A 24,468-nucleotide genomic window follows, 5' to 3' on the forward strand; every position below is an offset into this window, starting at 1 on the left:
CGCGCCGACATCCATGCGCCCCGCCGATCGCGCGACGCATCGAACCCCGGAGGTTTCGCCATGCATTTCCGTCAAGCCGCCCTGAGCGGCGCACCGCTCGCCGAAGCCGATGTCGAACCGCGCGACATCGACGCGGCGCGGATCGTGCTGACCGCGATTCGCCGCTGGCTGCATCCGTGCGCGGACGACGACGCGCGATGCCGCCCGCAATCGTGGCGCGACGTGCTGGCTTCGGCCGGCTTGCGCGCCGATGGTCTCGTGCATTTCGACATGCTGATGCGCTTCCTGACGTGCGACGCATGCCACCCGCTCGATGCGCACTGCCGCTGCGCGAGCGGGCCCGCGAGCGACGAGGCGCGGCTTCTGCAGGCGCTCGCCCATCTGCAATCGACGCGCAGCGAAGCGGCGCTGCGCGCGCTCGCCGACTGGCTGCCGCGCTGCGCGGACAGCGGCGTGCTGAAGATCGCCCGCTGGTTCTCGATCGCGCTGCTCGACGCAGGGCTCGCGATTCGCGCGCCGGCGCAGTCCGCCGCGTACATGCACTGACGCGCGCGACGCTAGAACGGCCGCGTGCGTCGCCGGTCAACCTCCCAAGTTTCGTGGTAACGCTCACCTCCGCGCTGACGATAGGCTGCGATCTCTTTGCTTGCGACGTTTCCACTCGAGCGAATCGGGCAGCCTGCATGCCGCCTGTCGTCCCGAACGCCCGGCATCGCGCGAACTCGCCGCGCCTGCCATTTTTGGTAGGCCGCGCCGGCGCGCGGCGTCATCTACCATCGTGACGGAATCCTCGGACGAATGCGCGAGCGCCAGACATTTCGACATCCAAAACAATCGACGCATCTCCACCACGCTGCGGAACGCGAACCGTGTCACTTCTCACCTGGAGGAACGCTACATGAAGTCGCACTTCGACGCGCCGTCATCCCGACCGCGCGCACGCGCCGCGCTCACGCTCGGCGCAGCCGCCACGCTGACCGCTTCGTTCGCCGCGCTGCTCGCGCCCGTGGACGCCGACGCGCACGGCGCGGTCGGTTTTCCGATCGCGCGTCAGTATCAATGCCGTCTCGAGGGCGGCTACTGGGACCCGCCCAACGGCTCGGCGATTCCGCATGACGATTGCCGCGCCGCCTATCGCGCCGGCAACAATTCGGCCTACCCTTTCACGCAATGGAACGAGGTGTCCGCGAACCCGGTCGGCCAGGGCAACGATCTCGCGCAACTGAAGGCCGCGGTGCCCGACGGCTTGCTGTGCGCGGGCGGCGACACGTCGAAGGCTGGGCTCGACAAGGCGCCGGCGTCGGTCTGGCGCAAGACGCAACTGACGCCGCGCAACGGCCACATCGAGCTTCAGTGGGAAAACACGACGGCACACAATCCGGCGCGCATGCGCGTGTTCATCTCGAAGCCGTCGTACGATCGGTCGCGGCCGCTGCGCTGGGACGATCTTCAGCAGATCTACGACGCGCCGGCCCCCGCGCCCGTGCCCGCGAACGGCGCGGGCCATCTGCCGGGCTCGATCCAGTCGTTCTACAAGCTGGACGTGACGCTGCCCGCGGGCCGCACCGGCGATGCGGTGCTGTACAGCTACTGGCAGCGCATCGACGCCGGCAATGAAGGCTTCTTCAACTGCAGCGACGTGACGATCGCCTCCGACGAGCGCGCGTCGGGCTTCCCGTGGGTCGCGACGCGCGCGTTCGTCGAGCCCGGCATCGCGCCGCAAGCCGGCCAGCAGGTCCGCTTCCGCGTGATGGGCGCGGACGCGCGCGGCGCGGAAATCGTCGACGTGCGCCAGCCGATCACGCCGTACAACGCCGATCGCAGCGTGTGGGCGAAACAGATCGCCGATCAGGTCAACGGCCGCTACGGCAGCGTCGCGAAAATCGGCGTGCGCTCGGGCAACACGATCTATTTCGATACGGCGAACCTGAACGCGAACAAGGTCTGGCTGCAGCCGAACTACAGCAGCGCGCTCGGCGTCGTCGGCGCGAAATAGCCAACTGACGGGCGATGCGCCGCACGCCTGCGCGCGCTTCGCCTCACATGGCGTGCTTGCGGATATTCCCTCGATATCCGCATTGGGCGACGCATCTCGACTCGATGCGCCGCCTTTTTTTTCGCCGCGCGGCCGGGCCGCGGGGCGAGATAGGAAATACCGATTCCGATCATTGAAACATGCAATTTCACAGAATCGGGCCCCATCGCCATACTGGCGCTTCCTGATCACACACCGATTCAAGAGGAAGCGCAAATGCCGATCATCAACAGCCAGATCAAACCGTTCAAGGCCACCGCATATCACAACGGCGACTTCGTGCAGGTCAGCGACGAGACCCTGAAGGGTAAGTGGTCCGTCGTCGTGTTCTATCCCGCCGACTTCACGTTCGTATGCCCGACCGAGCTCGGCGATCTGGCCGAGCGCTACGCCGAATTCCAGAAGCTCGGCGTCGAGATCTACGCGGTGTCGACCGACACGCACTTCACCCACAAGGCATGGCACGACACGTCGGACACGATCTCGAAGATCAAGTATCCAATGATCGGCGATCCGACGCTCGCGATCTCGCGCAACTTCGACGTGCTGATCGAAGAGGAAGGGCTCGCGCTGCGCGGCACGTTCGTGATCAACCCGCAGGGCGAGATCAAGCTGTGCGAGATCCACGACAACGGCATCGGCCGCGACGCGGGCGAACTGCTGCGCAAGGTCCAGGCCGCGCAATACATCGCCGCGCACCCGGGCGAAGTCTGCCCCGCGAAGTGGACGCCGGGCGCCGACACGCTCACGCCGTCGCTCGACCTGATCGGCAAGATCTGACGCCGCACGGCGGCACCGCCGCCGTATGCGCCGCGCGGCGCCGCGTCGTTCGCGGCCCGCTCCCCGCGCCGCTCGCCCCACGTCCGCCCCGCCCGCATACGGCGGGACAGTACCTCCTTCGCTACGGAATCCGAATCGTCATGCTGGATGCCAATCTCAAGACTCAGTTGAAATCGTACCTTGAACGGATCACGCGTCCCGTCGAGCTCGTCGCATCGCTCGACGACGGCGACAAGTCGCGCGAGCTGCGCGCGCTGCTCGACGAGATCGCGTCGCTGTCGCCGCAAGTTTTCGTCGTCGAGCGCCGCGACGAGGCCGAGCGCGCGCCGTCGTTCTCGGTCGGCGAGCCGGGCGAAGCCGCGCGCATTCGCTTCGCCGGGATACCGATGGGCCATGAATTCACGTCGCTCGTGCTCGCGCTGCTGCAAACGGGCGGCCATCCGGTGAAGCTCGACGACGCGACGATCGAGCAAATTCGCGCGCTCGACGGCGACTACACGTTCGAGACGTATATCTCGCTCACCTGTCAGAACTGCCCGGAAGTCGTGCAGGCGCTCAACGTGATGGCGCTCGTCAACCCGCGCATCCGCCACGTGATGATCGACGGTGCGTTGTTCCAGGACGAAGTCGACGCGCGCCGGATCATGGCCGTGCCGACGATCTTCCTGAATGGCGAGACGTTCGGCCAGGGCCGCAGCAGCGTGAGGGAAATCCTCGCGAAGCTCGATAGCGGCGCGAGCCGGCGCGCGGCGCAGGCGCTCGCGGCAAAGCCCGTGTTCGACATGCTGATCGTCGGCGGCGGCCCCGCCGGCGCGGCCGCCGCGATCTACGCGGCGCGCAAGGGCATCTCGACGGGCGTCGTCGCCGAGCGCTTCGGCGGCCAGGTGCTCGACACGATGGCGATCGAGAATTTCGTGTCGGTGACGGAAACCGAAGGGCCGAAGTTCGCGACCGCGCTCGAGCAGCACGTGAAGCAATACGAAGTCGACGTGATCGACGTGCAGCGCGCCGACCGGCTCGTGCCGGGCAGTCTCCATGAAATCCGTCTCGCGAGCGGCGCGGTGCTGAAAGCGAAGGCCGTCGTGCTCGCCACGGGCGCGCGCTGGCGGGAGATCGGCGTGCCCGGCGAGCGCGAGTATCGCAACCGCGGCGTCGCGTACTGCCCGCATTGCGACGGGCCGCTTTTCAAGGGCAAGCGCGTCGCGGTGGTCGGCGGCGGCAACTCGGGCGTCGAGGCGGCGATCGATCTCGCCGGCATCGTCAGTGAAGTGACGCTGATCGAATACGGCGCGCAACTGCGCGCGGACGAGGTGCTGCAACGCAAGCTGCGCAGCCTCCCGAACGTGACGGTGCTCACGCACGCGCGCACGACCGAGCTCGCGGGCGACGGCGCGAGGCTCAACGCGCTCGTCTACGAGGACATGCGCACGGGCGAAACGAAGCGCATCGCGCTCGAAGGCGTGTTCGTGCAGATCGGCCTCGTGCCGAACACCGAATGGCTGAAGGGAACGGTCGAGCTGTCGAAACACGGCGAGATCGTCGTCGACGCGCGCGGCGCGACGTCGGTGCCCGGGGTGTTCGCCGCCGGCGACGTGACGACCGTGCCGTACAAGCAGATCGTGATCGCGGTCGGCGAAGGCGCGAAGGCGTCGCTCGGCGCGTTCGACTACCTGATCCGAAGCGACGCGGATGCGGTGCAGCCGGCGGACGCCGACGCCCCGGCAAGCGCCGAAGTGGTGGCCGCCTGATCCGCGAACCGGCTTTTCAACCGGCTACCGTTGGCCCTCGTCGCGATGTGGAGAGCATCGTGACGAGGGCGTTTTTTGTTTCCTCGCCCATTTCCCGGAAATGCGGCGCAAGCCTTCGAGAATGCGCCGTCGCCAACGCACGCCCGCCGCCCGGCTCCGTCATGCATGACGCCGGCGCGACGCCCTCACGCCGCGATGCCGCCGGTGGCGGACCGGCGGTTGAATGCGAAGCCGGCGTGAGTCGGCGAACGTCGGTTCGCCTTTTTCGCATGCAGGCCGATCACGGCGCGGCGAAGAACAGCCAGACCACGCAAACGAGGCCGACCGTCCACGCGAGCGAGCGCAGCGTCGCCCAGTTCAGCAGATAGAGCACGCCATGCAGCACGCGGGAGGCGACGAAGACGATCGCGAGCTGATCGACGCGCTGCACGTTCGCGCCGTTGTGCCATGCGACGACGAGCGCCGCGGTGAACAGCGCGAGCGCTTCCCATGAATTCTGATGCGCGGCGAACGCGCGCGCGCGCCAGCCCTCGAGCTGCCCCAGATAGCGGCGCGGCTCGCGGTTGTCGTACCGGTTGCTCGACTTCGCGCACATCGTCCAGACGAACGGCATCAGTACTGTGATAAGCAGGCAAGTTTGCGACACGGTCATGCGTCTCCTCCCTTATGGATTTTTGCGAACTGGTTCGATCGTCGTGATCGACGCGCGGCGGACTCCGCCCGCCGCCGCGCCAGCCGCACTATACGGCATCGCCTCGGCGTGAAAGCCGGAACGGCGAGCCGTTTGGAGAGGATCGCGCCGAAACTGACGTCGAATACGAAGTCTAGATGTCGCGCGGGCGATGTCGCATGCGGCATCGCATGTTGCACTGCATATCACGCACCGCAACATGCGGTTCGAGCGGGCGTCCGTCAGGCGCGCCGCCTGGATGCCGCCCTCTGACGGGCGATGCCCGCATCACGCGCGCCGCGCGCCCGCCGGGGCCGGCGGGCAGACCGCATCACGCATGCGCGGCGTCGTAAGCGACGTAGTCGGCGATGCTGAAGAACCGGTATTCGTTCAGCAGATCCGGGCCGGGAAAGCCCTCGGGATGGATGCGCCCGTGAATCGCATCGCGCGGGCTCAATCCCGCGATGCACATCGCGAGCATGAATTCGTCGAACGGCGCCATGAACTGCCGCGACAGGAAGTGCATTCCCCAGTTGAACACGGACGGCAGCTGCTCGGTCCGCGTCCAGCGGCCGGGCTCGGCCACCGCGTCGTCGAGCAGGCTCGCGGCCCACGGGCTGTGCCCTTCGACGACGAGGAAGCCGTGCTTCGCGTGCGGCCTCCAGCGCGCGACGAAGTCGATCAGGTCGGCGGCCGCGACGTATCCGGGCACGAGCCCTTCGGCATCGCTGTACGCGACGCGGAATGCGCGCTTGAGCGCATCGAGCGGAACCGGCAGCGCCGCATGGTCGGAAACCGTCAGTTGCCCCGGAAAGTAACGTTCGGCGACGCTGCGCAGATGCGCGCGATCGACCTGCCGCAAATAGCGCTCGAGGATCGCGTCGGCGGCATCGCCGCGGCGCACGCCGAGACGGCGGTTGTGCACGAGGAACATGAACGTGTGCAGCAGATCGCTCAGGCGCGCCGCGCGATGACTGCCGTCCGGCCCCTTCACGGTCAGGCCGCTCGCGGCCACCGCTTCGTCGTAACGGTCGGGCTGCGAAATGTCCGCGTCGATCACGCGCACGTGCACGCCCGGCACGCCGCTCAGCGCGGCGAGCGTATCCGCCGCGCGGCTGCGCGCCGATTCGTTGTAGTCCGCGCCGATCACGATGAGCGGATAGTCGGCGAGATGCCGGCCGCGCCGCGTCGATTCGATCACGTATTGCGCGAGTCGCCTGAGCGCGCTGCCGTCGCCGCAGCCCATGTCGGAAATGCCGGCCGGCTGCTGGTCGAGCGGCGTCTCGTCGAACAGGCGCCGGATGATCTTCGTCGTGATCTCCTTCGACGCCGGGCCCGAGCCCGCGCCACTCGACGCGTACACGTTCATCACGCGATCGATGTGCCCGTCGCGATCGATGTCGAGCGGATCGGGATCGCCGAACAGCAATTCGTCTAGCAGCGCATACGAGCGCAGATACGATGCGGCGAGCCCCGCATACGGCGCGGCGATCGGCCGATGGATACGCCCTGCCTCGTTGAGCCGCACGCTCGAGCCGCCGGCCTCGACGTCGGCCATGCCCGCGTGGCGCAGCAGCGCCCACGCGGCGTCCAGCACGACGCGATCCGCGTGCGGCCACGCGTCGCCGATCGCGACGCCGTCGCGGCGCGCGTCGAGTGCTTCGAAGAAGCTCGCCGCGACCTTGCCTTGCTGCGTGCCCTGCTTCTCGAACACCGGCATGTCGAGCGCGACCCACGTCGGGCCGAGCAACAGCCCGTCCATCGCGGTGCGAAGCTGCGCGTCGACGTGCCGTTCGAGATCGTTGCACGCGTCCGGCAGCGGCCATCCGTCGATGCAGGCTCGCACGAGCGCCGCGTAGCCCGCGCTCTCGTCGGCGTTCTCGCGCCGGCGATGGGCCAGCGCATGCAGGTGCTGCAGCAGCGAAGCCGCGTCGGCCAGGCGCGTGAAAAGCGGCCGCTGCGCGTTCACGCATTCGACGACGCGCGCGCCGGCGGCCGTCAGCGCATAGTCGGCGTTCTCGTCGCCGCTGCCGAGCGTCACCCAGCCGGCTAGGCCGAGCAGGTTCAGCGCGCCCCACAGCAGCCCGAGGTTGCGCGTCGGATCGGTCTTGCGCGTGGCGGCGAACGCGCGCATCGCGCGCGGCTCGCCGGCCTTCAGGCCGTCGAACGCACCCGCGAGCACGAGACGCGTGAGCGTCGGCACGAGCACGACGCCGTTCGCCCAGTTGCAACTGCGCGTGTAGGCCATCACGCGCTGCGCGTCGCCGCGGCCGATGCGCAGCGTCGCCTCGCGGTCGTCGCGGCGGGTTTCGATCGGCGCGCCGGCATCGGCGATCTCGACGCGCAGCGGCGTGCCGAGCGGCAGGCCGAGCAGCTTGCAGCTGTCGTCGGCATGCGAGCGGAGATAGTTTTCGAGCTGCGCGGTCAGGGTGCCGGCAGACGTGGCAAGTTCACAAAGCGACTGCATGATCGGGTGCGCCTCACAAGGAAGAAGAAGGGGCGGACGAAGCCGCGGCCGCTTGCGCGGGCGCGTGCCGGTCCATTCGGGCGGCGAGATGCGTCGCCAATGCGTCGATCGACGCGTAATCCCAGACGGCGGACGCGTCGACGGTCGTGCGGAACGCGTCGCCGAACGCCATCGTCAGCTCGACGGCGAGGATCGAATCGAGGCCGATGTCGGCGAAGGTCGTCTCGGCCGTCAACGCGATCCGGCGATTGCGCAGACGCTCGCCGAGCCATGTCAGCAGCCAGCGCTCGATCTCGCGCTTCAGCTCGGGGTCGGCCTGCACGGCGGACACGGGCGCGGGCTCGGGCGAGACGTCCGCGGCGGGCGGCGGCTCGTCGGCGGCCGGCGCAGCGCCAATGTCGGACGGCGGCGCGTGCATGTCGTATTCGGCGCGCAGCAGCGGATCGATCCGCTGCTGCGCACCAGGCACCGTCTGCTCGATCGGACCGATCTCGCGCTCGACGCGCTGCCCCCATTCGGCGAGCTGCGCGGCGCTCGACAGCACGCGCCGCCGGCCGACCTGACGCTGCGCCGCCTCGACCGCGAGTTCGTACTGGCTCTGCGCCCATTCGAGCGTCGCGCCGTCGACGCCGCGCCGTTTCGCCGCCTGCTCGACGACGGCCAGCAGCAGCGCCCATTGCGCGACGCTGCCGAGCCAGTAGTTGACCCAGTTCGCCGCGTGCGCGGCGCCGCCGAGCGCGTCCGCGTTCGCGAGGCCTTCCCCGAGCAGTTGCTCGCCGAGCCCGCGCAGCTCGGCGGCCAGCGCGCCCGCGCCCGTGCGCTCGCCCAGATAGCCGAGCAGATCGTCGCCGCCGTTCAGCAGGCGGCTGCCCAGATGCGCGAGCAGCGTCTCGGTCGGCCCCTCGAAGATGCGCGGCAACCGCGCATCGCGGAAGATCTGCGGCGCGACGTTCGTTTCGATGTAGCCGCGCCCGCCCAGGATCTGCATCAATTCGTCGGACGTTTGCGACAGGCACTCCGAGCCCAGAATCTTCGCGATCAAGAGGCCGTCTTCCGGCGCGGCGCGTCCCGCGTCGAAATCGGCCGCCAGTTGCTCGATCAGCGCGCTCAATCCGTCGATCCGATGCCGCAGGTCGCCGATACGCTGCCGCGCGAGCGGATGGTCGAGCAGCAGGCCCGTGCCGATCCGGCGCCGCGCCGCATAGCGATGCATCAGTTGCGCGCAGCGCTTCATCGCGCCGACGCACACCGCGCCGATGCCGAGGCGCGCGAAGTTCATCGTCTGCTGCGCGACGGCCATCCCCTGCCCGGGCGAGCCGAGCCGGCACGCGTCGCTCACGCGCGCGCGATCGAGATGGAGCGTGTTCTGGATCATCCCGCGCACGCCCATCGTCAGGTCTTCCGCGCCGATCCGCAGGCCGGGCGTGCCTTGTCTGACCGCGAGCCCGACCATGCCGGCGCCGTCCGCCTGCTTCGCGAACACGTTGATCACGCCCGCCCATGCCGACGATCCGCTCCAGCTCTTCTGGCCGCTGACGAGCCATTGATCGCCGTCGACGCGCTGCGCGACCGACGTGATCGCGCGCACGTTCGAGCCCGCGGCCGGCTCGGTCAGCGCGAACGCGGCGAGCGTGCGGCCCGTCGCGAGCAGCGGCAGCAGTTCGTCGCGCAGCGCGGGCTGCGCGTGCAGCATGATCGGCCGGATGCCGAGCGTGTTGTTCAGGCCGACGAAGAACGCGAGCGTCGAATCGATCGTCGCGAGCTGCGCCACCACTTGCAGCATCTCGCGATTCGTGAAGCCGAGGCCTCCGTATGCACGGTCGATCTGCATGCCGAGCAACCCTTCGTTGCCGAAGTCGAGCACGATGTGAGGCGCGATGGTCCGGCGCTCGTCGATGGTTCGCGAATCGATCCGCGTGCGCGCGTAGTGGCGCAACCAATCCTTGAGCTGTTCGACCTTCGCCGCGTTCGGCGAAGCGGCGCCGCCCGCATCAGCCGCGTCGGCTGCCTTGGCTTTGCCGGCCGGCGCGGCGCACGACGCCTGCGACGCCTGCGACGCCGGTGACGCCGGTGACGCCGGTGACGCCGGTGACGCCGGCGAAGTCGACGATGCCGGCGCCGCCGCGGCGCCCCGCGTCGCCGCGGCGGTCAGATCGTCCGCGTCCCAGCGCGCGAGCACCGTCAGCTCGCCGTCGCGCAACCGCTTGCGGCATTCGCTGCGCCGCACCTTGCCGCTCGACGTCTTCGGCACGCTGCCGGGCGACACCAGCAGCACCGCGCCCGGACTGATGTCGTGGCGCAGCCAGATCGCTTCGCGAATGCCCTTGAGCAGCGCGTCGAGATCGCCCTTGCGATGCGTGCGCTCGATCTCCGCGACGACGACGAGCCGCTCCTCGTCGCCCGCGTCGACCGTAAACGCCGCGCAGCCGTTCGGCACCAGCTCGGGCCGGCTGCCGATCACCGCGTACTCGACATCTTCCGAGTAGTAGTTGCGCCCCGCGATGATGATCATGTCCTTCAGGCGGCCGGTGACGTACAGGTCGCCGCGATGATAGAAGCCGAGGTCGCCCGTGCCGGCGAATTCCTGCCCGGCCTCGCCGCCGATGCCGCGCTGGAACGTCGCGAGCGTCTGTTCGTACTGCTGCCAGTAGCCGGGCGCGACGCTCGCGCCCGCGACGCAGATCTCGCCGATTTCATCGTCCGCGCAGCGCTCATTCGTATTCAGATCGCGCACGACGACCCGCTGCTCGCCGATCGGCACGCCGACGCTGACGAGCACGCGCTCGCCGTCGCGCTCGTCCGTCTGCGGCGCGAGCCCCTCGAACGCGCGCCGGATCACGACCTTCTGCTGCTGCAGCGCCGCCTGGTCGACGCACACCGTGCGCAGCGGCCGCGGCGCGCTGCGCCCCGCGACGAGCAGCGTGCATTCGGCAAGGCCGTAGCACGGCTTGAAGCGCAGCGGATCGAAGCCCGCCGGCGCAAAGCGCTGCGCGAATTCCGCGAGCGTGCCGTAACGGACCGATTCCGCGCCGCTGTACGCGGTCTTCAAACAACTCAGGTCGAGCGTCGCGAGCTGCTCGTCGGGCACGCGGCGGCTGCACATCCGGTAGGCGAAATCGGGCGCGCCCGTCACGTCCGCGCGGTAGTCGCTGATCGCGCGCAGCCACAGGAACGGATGCTGGATGAAGCGCTCCGGCGCCATCAGCACACAGCGAAAGCCGCCGAACAGCGAAGTCAGGATGCCGCCGATCAGCCCCATGTCGTGGTACGGCGGCAGCCAGCTGACCATCGTGCTCTCTTCGTGATATCCCATCCACTCGCCGATCAGCGCGAGGTTGTGGATCAGGTTGCCGTGCGTGACCATCACGCCTTTCGGCTTGCCGGTCGTGCCCGACGTGTACTGCAGGAACGCGATGTGCGACGGCGCGACGTCGGCCGGCTCGAACGTCGCGTCGAGCGGCTTCGCCGCGTCGAGGTCGAGCAGCGCGACGTGCGACGCCGCCGTATCCTCCAGCAGCTTCGTGCAGCGCGCGAAATCGTCGCCTGTGGACAGGATCGCCTTCGCGCCCGCGCTCTCGACGATGCCGACGACGCGGCTCGCGTGCTGCCGGTTGCGCGGCGGATACGCGGGCACGGCGACCGCGCCCGCGTACAGGCAGCCGAGGAAGCCCGCGATGTAGTCGAGGCCCGGCCGGCACAGCAGCAGCACGCGCTCGCCGATGCCGACCGACTGCCGTTGCAGCATCAGCGCGACGCGGCGTGCGCTCAGCTCGAGTTCCGCGAACGTGATCGACTGCCGCTGCTCGTCGTCGGGCTGACCGCTCAGGAACAGATACGCGACTTTCTCGCCTCTCGTCGCCGCGCGCACGCGCAGCAACTCGTTGATCGTCTTCGGCAGATTGGTGGTGGTCATGACGTCATCCGACAGGAAATGAAACCCACGGTCGTGGTGGTTGCGTTCGGCGGCCGGCGCCGAAGATCTCACGCGAGCCGGCCGGTGGGGCGTTCGGCGCGAGCCGTCGCCCGCGCCGGCGTTCGCGCCTACGCGGCGCGCTGGAACAGGTCGATCATTCGCTCCATGCTCTTCAGATGCAGCGCGCGCGGCACCACTTTCTCGCTGCGCGCCGCATAGCGCTCGGTCCATTGCTGCGCGAGCGCGCGTGTCGCGTTCGCGTCGCCGCGCGCCGCACGCGCTTCGTCGCCGCGCGCGGCAAGGCCGTCGCGCGCGTGCCGGACCGCGTGCCGCGCGACGTCGCCGCCGACGATGCCGTGATGGCCGAGCGCGATCCGCGATGCGTGCCGCCGCTCGATCTCGTCGAGCGACTGCCGGTACGCGGGCAGATCCTGGAACACGAGTGGCAGCCATTGCGTCGGCGCGTGGTATTCGCCGAGCGCGTCCGACACGAACAGCAGATCGAGCTGCGGGCAGTGATAGCCGAGCAGGCAGGCACTGTGGCCCGGCAGCGCGACCGCGCGCATCCGCATCCCTTCGCCGATGTCGAGCGCCCTGCCCGCGTTGAGCGGATACAGCGGAATATCGGACAGGTCGGCAAGATCGGCGTCGGCAACCGGCTCCCACGCATCGGATGCCTGAGCATCGAGCTTGCGAATCGTCCGGCGCGCGGACGGGCTCTGCAGCGCGTCGGCGGTCTCGGGCGAGCCGACGATGTGCAGCCACGGCATGCGCGGCGCGAGCGTGCCGAGCAGGCTGCAATGGTCGTAGTGCGAATGCGTGATCAGCCAGTAGCGCAGGTGCCGGATGCCGCCGTAGTCCTTCAGCAGGTCGTGAAGCTGCCGCCACACGAGCCCGGTCATCCCGCTCAGCCCGCCTTCGACGAGCGTCGCCGCTTCGTCGTTGACGACTACGTACAGCGGCACGTCGGCGGTGCCGACGATGGCGAGCTGCGAGTCGATCCAGCCTGGAGTGCTGTGCTGCATGTCGTTCGGCTCCTTCAGCTCCGATAAAGCGCGCACGCCCAGGTCGCGCCCGCGCCGTAGGTCACGAGCAGGTTCAACTGGCCGGCCGGCATCCGCCCCTGCTCGTGCGCGAGCGCGAGTGCGACCGGAAACGCGGCGCTCGCCATGTTGCCGAGGTCCTCGACGGAAATCATGCAGCGCTCGCGCGGCAGGCCGAGCTGCTCGATCACCGCGTCGATGATCCGCAGGTTCGGCTGATGCGGCACGACGAGCCCGATATCGCCGAGCGCGAGCCGATGCTTGTCGAGCATCTGCCGGCACGCGTCGACGATGCGGCGCGTCGCGTCCTCGAACATGTCGGCGCCGCGCATCCGGAAGTAGTGGCGGCCCGCCGCGATGTCGTCGGCGTCGATGAAGTTCGGCCGCTTCGCGCCCGGCGCCTCCGTCTGCAGCAGATCGAACTGCGTGCCGTCCGCGCCGAGCGCGAGGTCGATGAGGCCGCGCGTGGCGTCGGGCTGCGCACGCAGCACCATCGCGGCCGCGCCGTCGCTCAGCAGGATCGACAGGTTGCGGCCCGCGTTGCTCGTGTCGATCCGCCGCGACAGCGCTTCCGCGCAGATCAGCAGCACGTTGCGATACAGGCCGCTCGCGACGAAGTGCCGCGCGATCTCGATGCCGTACAGTCCGCCGCTGCATTGCGCGCGGATGTCGAAGCACGGAATCTCGCGCAGCCCGAGCCGCGGCTGCATGTAGCACGCCTGCGACGGATCGTGGTGATCGGGCGACAGCGTGTTGACGATCAGCAGGTCGATGTCGGCGGGCGCGACGCCCGCGTCGGCCATCGCACGCTCGGCGGCCGGGCAGGCGAGGTCCGCGAGCTGCTGGCCGGGCGCGAGGTAGCGGCGATGCCGCACGCCGGTGCGCGTGCGGATGAACGCGTCGCTCGTGTCGATGACGCGCGCGACTTCGTCGTTGCCGACAATCCGCTCCGGCAGCGCATGGCCAAGCCCGGCGATCTCGAGGTTATGCGGCATGTTCGCTCTCCGCCGCCTCGACCGTCGGCGCCGCGTCGGTCACGACCGTCTCGCCCCAGCGCCACAGCTGCGCGCCGAAGCCCCAGCCCGCGCCCGCGCCCGCGATCACCACTTGCGAGCCCGGCTTCACGACGCCGCGGCGAAGCGATTCGTAGAGCGCGAGCGGCACCGCAGCCGACACGAGGCACGCGCAGTCGGCCAGGCGAATCACGTATTGATCCGGCGAGAGGCCGAGACGCTGCGCCCACGCGCGCACGAGGATATCCGACGGCTGATGGAACACCATCGCGTCGATATCGTCGGCGCGCAGCCCCGTCTTGCGCAGCAGGCGCTCGACGATGTCGGGGATCGCCTCGGGCATGAAGCGCGCGATCTGCTCCTGCGCCTCGGGCTTCAGCGTGAAATACGCGCCGAAGCGCTCGGCCTGGCGCTCGGCGTCGTCGCGGTCCGCCGCGGGCCTCGGGTAGCGCCATTGCATCGTCGCGAGATCGTAGTGCGTCGCGTCGCTGCGATAGACGGCATTCAGCCAGTCGGCGCCGTGCGGATCGTGCGCGTCGGCGACGAGCACGGCGGCCGCCGCGCCGTCGCCGAACGTCGTCGACGACTTGCTCGTGTAATCGACGACCGCCGACATCCGCTCGGACGAGCACACGAGCGCGCGCTTCACGCGCCCCTGCTTGATCAGGTTCGTCGCGAGCTGCATTTGCAGCACGAAGCTCGCGCATTCCATCTCGACATCGGCGTCAAGCGCGCTGCGCGCGCCGAGCCGCTCGCGCAGCGTGCGCGACAGCCGCGGCGCGAAGCGCCGCGCGCCGTCGTCCGCCGTGACGAACGGTGACGTGATGTTGAACAGCACGAGATCGAGCTCGCCCGCATCGACGCCCGCGCGCGCGAGCGCCTGGCGCGCGGTGCGCTCGGCCATCGCGAGCTCGGATTCGCCCGCGTGCGGATCGATCACGTAGCGGGATTCGATTCCCCAGAACTGCCACCATTCGGACGGAATCGGCTCGACGTCGTCGAATGCGGCATCGTCGTTGCGCAGCAAGCGCGACGGCAGATTGCACGCGAGACTGGCCATGCGAACGTTGTAGGACATCAGACCTCCATTGCGATGCATGCGATGCGCGGCTTGAACGCGTCGAGCGTCAGCGCGGCGACGACCTGCGCGCCGCCGCGCCCGGACGCGCGGGTTGCGAGCCACGCGGGAAGCTGGAATGCGGGAGGAGTGCCGGCCTCGCCGTCGATCATGTCGATCGCGTCGGCGCGCAAGGCGCTCGCGAAACCGGCGGCGTCCTCGAGCCAGCCGTGCAGCCACGATTCGCGGAACAGCGCGGATACGGGCGCGCCGACCTTGCTTCGCACATTGCCGACAACCTCGCGCACCGCCGCGTCCGCATTGCGCGGCACCGCGCGAAAGCGCCCCGCCGCCGAATCGAAGCCGCCGTCGAAACGCGCGACGACGCCCGTCTCGTGCGCGTGCCGCGCGGACACGCCGGCGAGCGTCGCGAGGCTCGGCGCGTCGAGATCCGCATAGCTCGCGTGGTATCGATCGCCGCGCCCGGGCGAAAGCACGATCGCGCCCGCGCCGTCCGCATAGCCGCCCGCCTCGGCGCCGTCGACGTCGGCGAGCGCCTCGGCCTTCACGACGAGCGCGCGGCGGTAGCCGAGCTGCCGGCAATGGCTCTGCACGAGATCGAGCGCGAGCGTCCAGTCGGCGTCGAGCAGATCGAACACGGCCGCGTTGGACGCGCGCAGATCGCGCTGCACCGGATGCGCGAGCCGCGGCCCCGCGATGGGCGCCGCGTCCGCCATCCGGTTCGGCGAAACCGACAGGCTGACGATCAGATCGAGCTCCGACGGCAGGCAGCGCGCCTTCGACAGCGCCAGCCGCGCCGCCTTGAGCGCATAGTCGTTCGCAAACGCCGGCGCGTGCGCCGCGCCGCCCGGTACCGCAATACCCGCTCCTAGTATTTTCATTTCGCCTCGATGTCGAATGGGTCGAGCGATGCCGACGCCGGCCGCGCACGGCGTTCGAGCGGCATCGCCCGCGCGGCCGTCAGGCCGCTTGCACGTCGCGCTCGGCCTCTTGCCGCAGCTTGAAGCGCTGCAGCTTGCCGGATTCGTTGCGCGGCAGCCCCGCCGCGCGGTACTCGATGCGCCGCGGATACTTGTACGGCGCGATGCGCGCCTTCACGTGCTGTTGCAGCGCGGCCGTCAGCGCATCGGAGCCGCACACGCCGGGCCGCAGCACGACGTGCGCGCAGACGAGCGTGCCGCCTCGCCCGTCAGGCTCGCCGACGACGCCGCACTCGAGCACGTCCGCATGGCTCAGCATCGCCTCCTCCACCTCGGCGGGAGAAATGGTGTAGCCGAGGCTGATGATCAGATCGTCGGCGCGCGACTGGTAGAACAGGTAGCCGTCCTCGTCCAGATAGGCGGCGTCGCCCGTCAGGTTCCAGCCGTGCCGCACGTAATCGCGCTGACGCGCGTCGCTCAGGTAACGGCAGCCGGTCGGCCCCTGCACCGCGAGACGGCCGACGTGATAGGCCGGCAGGCGCTCGCCGCGCTCGTCGAGGATCGCGAGCCGATAGCCGGGCACCGCCTTGCCGATCGCGCCTTCCTTCACGTGCGTCTCGTCCGCGGACGCGAAGATGTGCAGCATCTCGGTCGCGCCGATGCCGTCGATGATGCGAATGCCCGTGCGCGCGAGCCACGCGTTGCGTGTCGGCACCGGCAGCGCCTCGCCCGCGCACACGCATTTGCGCAGGCTGGAGATGTCGTGATCGCCGAGGTCGTCGAGCATCGCCCGATACGCGGCCGGCGCGGTGAACAGGATGCTCACGCGATGCGCGCCGATCGCCGCGAGCAGCCGCTGCGGCTTCGCCCGCGGCAACAGCACGACGCTCGCGCCGACGCTCAGCGGAAACAGCAGCAGCGCGCCGAGCCCGAACGTGAACGCGAGCGGCGGCGAGCCGCAGAACACATCGTCGGCATTCGGCTTGAGCACGTGTTGCGGAAAGCAATGGCAGATCGCCATCACGTCGCGATGGAAGTGCACGGTCGCCTTCGGACGCCCGGTCGTGCCCGACGTGAACGCGACGATGCACGGATCGTCGGCGCGCGTATCGGCCGGGGCGAACGCGGCCGGGTACTCGCGCATCAGCCGCTCGAATGCGGGCGCATCTTCAGTGTCGTAGCACCGGACGAAGCCGACGCCGGGCGTCGCCGCCATCGCGGCGCGCAGTTCGGCCGACACCGCCGCTTCGCAGAGCGCATGCGAGACCCTCGCCTGCGCGATGACTTTCGACAGCTCGCCCGCGCGCAGCAGCGGCATCGTCGTCACCGCGACGCCGCCCGCCTTGACGACGGCGAACCACGCGGCGGCGAGGAACGGATGATTGGTCCCGTGCAGCAGCACCCGGTTGCCCGGCTCGAGCCCGCCGTCGTGCACGAGCAGGTTCGCGATCCGGTTGCTCAGCTCGAGCAGTTCGCGATACGACCACGCCGCGCCGGACTCGGTCCTGATCGCGACGCGATCGCCCCAGCCGCGCAGGTTCACCGCATCGTCGAGCAGCGCCGCCGCGCAGTTGATGCGCTCCGGATACTGCAGGCCCGGCAACTCGAAGACGAACTCCGGCAGATCGGTCGTTGCAGGCAGATTCGTGCGGCAAAAGTTGTCCATCGTCAGTGCTCACGAGAGGTTGACTGAGAAACCAGGATGATTCGGCGCCGCGCGCGCCGAACGACGCGTGCGGGACGCCGCGAGGCCATGCGCGCCGCGTGCCGGCGGCGTCGATCGAACGCGCGGGCAATCGCGGTTCGCTCGCCGTTCGTTCGCGATTCCTTCGCGATTGGTCGAAAGCGCCCCGAATTCGGATGTCGAGCCTGTCTAATTCAGATCGTCACCACTCCGGAATGCATCGTTTCAATTCATTGAACCATGTCCAATTGGCCCAATTCAAATAAAACAATTTCCGACCCATGCCGAGCGCGCAATATTAAAAACAATTTCCCAAAAAATAAAGCACTGCCTGAATACCCCGTCATAAACAGTCGGCTATTCAACCCCGATCTGCGGGGGCCTAGCCCCTCCCGAGCCACCCATGATTTTTGCCGAATTTCAGACAAAATCCGCAAAATCAATTGATCAGCCGAAATATCCCGCCTGAATTCAAATCGCACTTGACATTTCAATTTTCAAAACAAACCAAACAATATTTTTATGCGACCATTTTCAATTTCATGAATTGAATCGGATTCCGGTCATGCGAGCGGGCCGTGCGATCTTGAAATTCCGGTCATCGGCGCAGCCCCGCCTGCGGAGCGGCATTCGGCGATGCGCCGTCGGACCGGCGAATCGCGCGCGGCGACATCGCGCCGTCCGTCGATCGGCGCGCATGAAGACACGAGCGGGCACGGCCCGCGGGAACGCGAGGAGACGGGGGGGAAGGAAGGACTGTGGAGAGGTTATGCCGACATCGAACGTGCCGGCGCGACACGAGACGTTTGAATGGCGTTTGCACGGCATCGATCGACGCCGGCTCCGATGCCCCGGGTTTGCCGTCGTCGACGCGAGCGCCGCACGGCGGCGCGACGCCGAGACGGCCGGTTATCGCGTCGTCCCGGAAGAGATGAAACGATCGTGCGTCGCGCGGCGCGGCGCGGAATCGCCAATTCCGCCCGCCTGCCGCTTCAACGTTCAACGCGCCGATGCGCGCACCGCAGGCTTCGCCTACGGCGCGCGCACGAGCGAACAGCCGCTCAACCGCACGCGCCGATTTCGCCGCACGCGGTGCAGAAATCGCACCCGTCCTTGCGGATCACCGCGTTCGCGCCGCACGAGTTGCACTTGCGGCCGAACATCGTGCGCAACTCGCCCGTGCCGTGCGCCGCCGCGGCCGTCTCATCGTCGCCTTCGCCGTCCGCCGATTCGTTCTCGGCCGCGAGCATCGCGGCGACCGCGTGCGAATCCGCGCCGCCGCGCGGCAGTTTCGCGAGCAGGCGCGAAGGCACCTGATTGCCTTCCGCATCGAGAAAGCCGCGGCGATGCAGGATCTGCTGGATCGCGTAGCTGAGCGCCGCGACTTCGGAATCGTGCCACAGCGGAATGCGCCGGCCGTCGAGCCGCTGCGTCTCGCCGAGCCGCACCTGCCCACGGTCCCACGACACCTTGCGCAGATCCTGCAGGTTGCGCGCGACGAATCCGCCGCGCGCGGCGAGCGACAGCGAGCGCATCGTCGCCGTGATCCATTGCTGCGATTCGTCGCGCTGGCCGACCGGAATGAAGAACTCGATCGGCCGCTCGATCGTCACTTCGCCGCCGCCGATGCGCCCCGTCACCTCCATGAACGACACCGCGACGTACAGCGATTTCTTGCCGAGCTGCGTCAGGTATTCGACCTTCTCGATCACCGCCGGCAACTCGCCCTTCGGCCGATGGTCGATCGCGATGCGCAGCGGATCGAGATCCGCCTCTTCGAGCGTGTCGTCAGGCTCGGACGTGTGAAGCACCGCGCCGAGCGTCTCGTTCGGGCGATACGTCGCGAGCCCCTTCAGCCCGCTCTTCCATGCGTCGAAATAGAGGCTCTCGAAATCGTCGAACGGGTAATCGGCGGGCACGTTGACCGTCTTCGAGATCGAGGTGTCGATGTACGGCTGCACGGCCGCCATCATCGCGAGGTGATCGTGCGCGGACATCTGCAGCGCGCTGACGAAATAGCCGGGCAGCGCGTCGACGTCGCCGCCCAGCTCGCGATACAGCCGGTACGCGTAATCCTCGACCGCGAACGTCTGCCGGCTGCCGTCCGCCATGATCTTCGTGCGCTGATACGTCCACGAGAACGCGGGCTCGATGCCGTTCGACGCGTTGTCCGCGAACGCGAGGCTCACTGTGCCCGTCGGCGCGATCGACAACAGATGGCTGTTGCGGATGCCGTCGCGGCGGATCGCCTCCCGGATGTCGTCGGGCAGGCGCGACGCGAACGTGCCTTCTTCAAGATACCGGCTCGCGTCGAAGAGGGGAAACGCGCCGCGCTCGCACGCGAGCTCGACCGACGCGCGATACGCGGCGTCGCGCATCTCGCGCGCGACGCGCGCGGCGAAATCGCGCCCCTCCTGCGCGTCGTAGCGCAGGCCGAGCATCACGAGCGTGTCGCCCAGGCCCGTGAAGCCGATGCCGATTCGCCGCTTCTGCTGCGCCTCGTGACGCTGCTCGGGCAGCGGCCAGAGCGTCACGTCGAGCACGTCGTCGAGAAAACGCACTTGCGTGCGCGTGCGCTCGGCGAGCGCGTCCCAGTCGAACACGCTTTCGCCGCCGTCGAGCCGCGCGAACGGATCGATCACGAAGCGCGTGAGGTTCAACGGCCCGAGATTGCAGCAGCCGTACGCGGGCAGCGGCTGCTCGCCGCACGGATTCGTCGCACGAATCGATTCGATCGCGCGCAGGTTGTTGTCGTCGTTCATCTTCGAGATGAACACGACGCCCGGCTCGGCGACGTCGTACGTCGAGCGCATGATCTTGTCCCAGATCGCGCGCGCGCGCCGTTCCGCGTAGACCCACATGCCGTCGTCGCGCCGATGCAGGTCGCCCGCCGCGCGCAGCGCGGGAGACGGCTCCGCGCGGTGCACGAGCTGCCACGGCAGGTCCTGCTCGACTGCGTTCATGAACGCGTCGGTCACCGCGACCGAGATGTTGAAGTTGTTCCAGCGGCCCTTCGAATGCTTCGCCTCGATGAATTCGAGCAGGTCGGGATGATCGCAATCGAGCACCGCCATCTGCGCGCCGCGCCGCGCGCCCGCGCTCTCGACCGTGCGGCACGACGCGTCGAACACGTCGATGTAGCTGCACGGGCCGGACGCGCTCGAGCCCGTCGAATGCACGTATGCGCCGCGCGGCCGGATCGCCGAGAAGTTGTAGCCGACCCCGCCGCCGCGCCGCATCGTCTCCGCCGCCTGCAGCAGCGCGACGTAGATGCCGGGCAGCCCGCGCTCGTCGACGCCCTGGATGCAATCGCCAACCGGCTGCACGAAGCAGTTGATCAGCGTCGCCGCGATCGAGCTGCCCGCCGCGCTCATGATCCGGCCCGCGCCGAGCGCGCCGCGTTGCAGATGCTCGACGAAGCGCGCCTCGATTTCGTCGCGCAATTCCGGCGGCTCCGCCTGCGCGACGCCGCGCGCGACGCGGCGATAGATGTCGTCGGCCGTTCGTTCGTCGCCTTTCGCGTATTTTTCCAGCAGCACGTCGATCGAGAATTGCTGCGGAGCGAGATGGAACTCGGTTGCGATGGTCGCCATGGACAGTCTCTCTACGGCAGTGCGCGTGGATGATGGGCTCGACACTATAGCCACGTGGCGTGACGGCCGAGAGCGGCGCGTCGCCGCATGCGACGACCATACCGCAGCCGCCATTTCGTCGCAATCGGCGGCGCGCGGTGGCCGCGCGAAACTACGGCCGGGTCAATGAAACGGAAAGCCGGAAACCGACGGGATACCCGAAAGGCCGGACGACCGGGCGCGCGCGGCCGGCGCGCCCGCGCTTGACTCGGCGGCACGGGACGGCAACGCGCGGCGAGATGCTTGCCGCTGCGCAGCATGCGGGCGCCGCGATCGGGGGACGCAATAGCGAAGCGATAGGGACGCAATACGGCCGCGATGCAGTGCCCGACGGCGCGGGCCCGGCGCGGGGCCCGCCGAGCGCATGGCGGGCGTCGGCACCGCCGCGAGATGCATTCGGCCCGCGCGCGCCGGCAACGCGCCGTGGTCACGATAACGCGCGGCGCACGGACCGGAGGCGATCGTGCGCCGAATTCGGTATCCTCTGTGCCGATCGCTTCGTCAGATCATTCGCGTCGACCTCGACTCCACTTCGAACACGGCCTCTCCGGCATCCCCGGTTCCGCACTCCGCCATGCAAGGTTTCAAGAGAAAAATCGTCTACGTCACATGCTTCGAGCTGATCGCCATCGCGATCACCACGACCGGATTTTCGCTGCTCACCGGCCAGGCCCCCGCGCATGCGAGCATCGCGGCCGTCGCTTCTTCGGCGATCGCGGTGGCCTGGAATCTGGCCTACAACACCGCATTCGAATGGTGGGAAGCCCGCCAGACCCGCCGGGGACGCGGCTTGCTACGGCGCATCGCGCACGCGGTCGGCTTCGAGGCCGGGCTGGTCGTCATGCTGGTGCCGCTGTTCGCGTGGTGGCTCGACGTTTCGCTGTGGCAGGCGTTCGTATTGGATTTGGGCCTGATCGCATTCTTCCTCGCGTACACGTTCGCGTTCAATCTCGCTTTCGATCGCCTGTTCGGGCTGCCGGCGTCGGCGCGGCCCGCGCCCCCGGAAGCTTCGTCGAGCTGACGCCGCCCGGGCCGCGCGGTGCGATCACCGCGCACTTGAGCGTCGCGGCGGCCATTGATCTCGGCGACGATCGGAAGTGCTTCGAGCGCGGCGGCGCGTTCGCGTGCAATGCGACGAAGTCCGGCAGAAAGCCGTTGTTGTTCAGCGCGCGAGTCAGATACGGCCCACTCGCTTCGGGCGCGACGGACGTCGACGCATCGGCGGCGCAAGGCCGCTCGCAAGCGAATCGCCGTCGATCGCGTCGCGCGCACTGGCAGCGTGCGCGACGGACGTCGACGCGCGCCAGGCCAAGGACACGGGCTGCGTCGCCGCGCCCCTCCCAAGCACGCATCGCATGCGTCGCCGTGGCGCGCGGCCCGGAGCCGCGCACGCATTCGCGCCGGCGCTACACGGCCGCTCAGAAATCGAAGCCCGTGCCGCCCGCGCCCGGCACGCCCGCCGGCTGCGCGGGCGGCGCGTCCTTCGGCGCTTCGTGGACCGTCGCGTCGGTCGTCAGCAGCAGGCCCGCGATCGACGCCGCGTTCTGCAACGCGGTGCGCGTGACCTTAGTCGGATCGAGCACGCCCGATTCGACGAGATCGCCGTATTCGCCCGTCGCCGCGTTATAGCCGTAGTTGCCGCTGCCGGCCGCGACCGTCGCGACGACGACGCTCGCTTCCTCGCCCGCGTTCGCGACAATCTGGCGCAGCGGCTCCTCGAGCGCGCGCAGCACGATGTTGATGCCCGCCTTCTGATCGACGTTCGCGCCCGTCAACTCCGCGATTGCCTGCTTCACGCGAATCAGCGCGACGCCGCCGCCCGGCACGATGCCTTCCTCGACGGCCGCGCGCGTCGCGTGCAACGCGTCGTCGACGCGGTCCTTCTTTTCCTTTACCTCGACTTCGGTCGCGCCGCCGACCTTGATCACCGCAACGCCGCCCGCGAGCTTCGCGACGCGCTCCTGCAGCTTCTCGCGATCGTAGTCGGACGTCGCATCGGCGATCTGCGCGCGGATCTGCTTCACGCGCGCGTCGATGTTCGGCTTGTCGCCTGCGCCGTCGATCAGCGTCGTGTTTTCCTTGCCGACCTCGATGCGCTTCGCGCGGCCAAGCTCCTGCAGCGTCGCCTTCTCGAGCGTGAGGCCGGTTTCCTCGGCGATCACCTGGCCCCCCGTGAGAATCGCGATGTCTTCGAGCAGCGCCTTGCGGCGGTCGCCGAAGCCCGGTGCCTTGACCGCGACGGTCTTCAGGGTGCCGCGGATATTGTTGACGACGAGCGTCGCGAGCGCCTCGCCCTCGACGTCCTCGGCGACGATCAGCAGCGGCCGGCCCGCCTTCGCAACCTGCTCAAGCACCGGCAGCAGATCGCGGATGTTCGAGATCTTCTTGTCGTGCAACAGGATGAACGGCTCGTCGAGCACCGCGAGCTGGCGGTCCGGATTGTTGATGAAGTACGGCGACAGGTAGCCGCGATCGAACTGCAGCCCTTCGACGACGTCGAGCTCGTCGGCGAGCGACTTGCCGTCCTCGACGGTGATTACGCCTTCCTTGCCGACGCGGTCGATCGCCTCGGCGATGCGCTGGCCGATCGATTCCTCGCCGTTCGCCGAGATCGTCGCGACCTGCGCGATCTCCTTGCTCGTCGTCGTCGGCTTGCTGATCTTCTTCAGTTCCTCGACCGCGGCGGCCACCGCCTTGTCGATGCCGCGCTTCAGATCGAGCGGATTCAGGCCCGCCGCGACGTACTTCTGCCCTTCGCGCACGATCGCCTGCGCGAGCACGGTTGCGGTCGTCGTGCCGTCGCCCGCCGCATCGCTCGTCTTCGACGCGACTTCCTTCACGAGTTGCGCGCCGATGTTCTGCACTTTGTCCGCCAGCTCGATCTCCTTGGCCACCGATACGCCGTCCTTCGTGACGACGGGCGAGCCGAAGCTGCGCTCGAGCACGACGTTGCGGCCTTTCGGGCCGAGCGTGACCTTCACCGCGTTCGCGAGCAGATTGACGCCTTCGACGAGCTTCGTGCGCGCGCCGTCGTGGAAAATGATTTCTTTCGCTGCCATGATGCTCCCCGCTCAGGAATGAACGACTGCGACGATCTCTTCCTCGCGCAGCACCAGCAATTCGTTGCCGTCGACCTTCACGGGCTGCCCGGCGTACTTGCCGAACAGCACGCGCTCGCCGACTTTCACGTCGGGCTCGACGCGCACGCCGTCGGCATCGCGCCGGCCGGGGCCGACCGCGACGATTTCGCCCTGATCGGGCTTTTCGGCCGCGCTGTCGGGAATCACGATGCCCGATGCGGTCTTGGTTTCCTGATCGAGTCGCTTGACGATGACGCGATCGTGTAGCGGACGTAGGCTCATTCTCACGTTTCCTTATCGAAATCGTCGGCACTCGGGTTGGGTGAGTGCCAATCAGGTGTCGAGTATAGAAACGCGCGCCCGAACGCTCCAATAACGGATTCGCAAAAACTTATCGGGGAAAAC

The 24,468-nt window shown here is 68.6% G+C and carries 16 protein-coding genes; 5 read left to right on the top strand and 11 right to left on the bottom strand.

Annotation, left to right across the window (positions count from 1 at the left end):
• The first annotated feature begins 60 nt into the window (after nt 1–60).
• From BTH_RS09845 to ahpF, 4 genes are all read left to right on the top strand, one after another.
• The gene (locus tag BTH_RS09845) at nt 61–546 is read left to right on the top strand and encodes a hypothetical protein (protein ID WP_009893811.1); all 486 of its coding nucleotides are present in this window, start codon (nt 61–63) and stop codon (nt 544–546) included.
• Nucleotides 547–898: 352 nt separating this feature from the next.
• The gene (locus BTH_RS09850) at nt 899–1,996 is read left to right on the top strand and encodes a lytic polysaccharide monooxygenase (RefSeq protein WP_009901054.1); all 1,098 of its coding nucleotides are present in this window, start codon (nt 899–901) and stop codon (nt 1,994–1,996) included.
• Between the two features lie 255 nt (nt 1,997–2,251).
• The gene (ahpC, locus tag BTH_RS09855; protein WP_009893815.1) at nt 2,252–2,815 is read left to right on the top strand and encodes an alkyl hydroperoxide reductase subunit C; all 564 of its coding nucleotides are present in this window, start codon (nt 2,252–2,254) and stop codon (nt 2,813–2,815) included.
• Between the two features lie 140 nt (nt 2,816–2,955).
• The gene (gene ahpF, locus BTH_RS09860) at nt 2,956–4,563 is read left to right on the top strand and encodes an alkyl hydroperoxide reductase subunit F (protein WP_009893817.1); all 1,608 of its coding nucleotides are present in this window, start codon (nt 2,956–2,958) and stop codon (nt 4,561–4,563) included.
• A gap of 280 nt (nt 4,564–4,843) precedes the next feature.
• On the opposite strand, the gene BTH_RS09865 is transcribed toward ahpF, so the two are convergent.
• From BTH_RS09865 to BTH_RS09905, 9 genes are all read right to left on the bottom strand, one after another.
• Entirely contained in the window at nt 4,844–5,215 is a 372-nt protein-coding gene (locus tag BTH_RS09865; protein WP_011401433.1) for an MAPEG family protein, read from the bottom strand.
• A gap of 349 nt (nt 5,216–5,564) precedes the next feature.
• Nucleotides 5,565–7,700 carry a hypothetical protein gene (locus tag BTH_RS09870; RefSeq protein ID WP_009893822.1) on the bottom strand — a complete coding sequence of 712 codons (2,136 nt, stop codon included), beginning with the start codon at nt 7,698–7,700 and terminating at the stop codon, nt 5,565–5,567.
• 13 nt (nt 7,701–7,713) lie between these two features.
• Complete coding sequence (locus tag BTH_RS09875) at nt 7,714–11,613, bottom strand: AMP-binding protein (RefSeq protein ID WP_009893824.1); 3,900 nt, start codon at nt 11,611–11,613, stop codon at nt 7,714–7,716.
• Between the two features lie 128 nt (nt 11,614–11,741).
• A complete protein-coding gene (locus tag BTH_RS09880; RefSeq protein ID WP_009893825.1) occupies nt 11,742–12,638 on the bottom strand; it encodes an MBL fold metallo-hydrolase in 897 nt (298 codons plus the stop codon).
• A gap of 14 nt (nt 12,639–12,652) precedes the next feature.
• Nucleotides 12,653–13,651 carry a ketoacyl-ACP synthase III gene (locus tag BTH_RS09885; RefSeq protein WP_009893827.1) on the bottom strand — a complete coding sequence of 333 codons (999 nt, stop codon included), beginning with the start codon at nt 13,649–13,651 and terminating at the stop codon, nt 12,653–12,655.
• Entirely contained in the window at nt 13,641–14,747 is a 1,107-nt protein-coding gene (locus BTH_RS09890) for a 3-oxoacyl-ACP synthase III family protein (RefSeq protein WP_011401435.1), read from the bottom strand. Before BTH_RS09890 ends, BTH_RS09885 begins: the two co-directional genes overlap by 11 nt.
• Nucleotides 14,747–15,628 (bottom strand): hypothetical protein, encoded by an 882-nt coding sequence (locus BTH_RS09895; RefSeq protein WP_009907997.1) that lies wholly within the window; start codon nt 15,626–15,628, stop codon nt 14,747–14,749. Before BTH_RS09895 ends, BTH_RS09890 begins: the two co-directional genes overlap by 1 nt.
• 79 nt (nt 15,629–15,707) lie before the next feature.
• A complete protein-coding gene (locus BTH_RS09900) occupies nt 15,708–17,333 on the bottom strand; it encodes an AMP-binding protein (RefSeq protein ID WP_009893833.1) in 1,626 nt (541 codons plus the stop codon).
• Between the two features lie 1,079 nt (nt 17,334–18,412).
• Entirely contained in the window at nt 18,413–20,944 is a 2,532-nt protein-coding gene (locus BTH_RS09905; protein ID WP_009893834.1) for an adenosylcobalamin-dependent ribonucleoside-diphosphate reductase, read from the bottom strand.
• A gap of 613 nt (nt 20,945–21,557) precedes the next feature.
• Between BTH_RS09905 and BTH_RS09910 the strand changes: the two genes are divergently transcribed.
• Nucleotides 21,558–22,004 (top strand): PACE efflux transporter, encoded by a 447-nt coding sequence (locus BTH_RS09910; RefSeq protein WP_009893836.1) that lies wholly within the window; start codon nt 21,558–21,560, stop codon nt 22,002–22,004.
• A gap of 397 nt (nt 22,005–22,401) precedes the next feature.
• Here the strand turns inward: BTH_RS09910 and groL are convergent, their stop codons facing one another.
• Both groL and BTH_RS09920 read right to left on the bottom strand, forming a co-directional pair.
• Nucleotides 22,402–24,042 (bottom strand): chaperonin GroEL, encoded by a 1,641-nt coding sequence (gene groL / locus BTH_RS09915; RefSeq protein ID WP_009893838.1) that lies wholly within the window; start codon nt 24,040–24,042, stop codon nt 22,402–22,404.
• A gap of 12 nt (nt 24,043–24,054) precedes the next feature.
• Nucleotides 24,055–24,345 (bottom strand): co-chaperone GroES, encoded by a 291-nt coding sequence (locus tag BTH_RS09920; protein WP_009893839.1) that lies wholly within the window; start codon nt 24,343–24,345, stop codon nt 24,055–24,057.
• Nucleotides 24,346–24,468: the final 123 nt, after the last annotated feature.

The sequence above is a fragment of the Burkholderia thailandensis E264 genome (assembly GCF_000012365.1).
Lineage (GTDB): Bacteria > Pseudomonadota > Gammaproteobacteria > Burkholderiales > Burkholderiaceae > Burkholderia > Burkholderia thailandensis.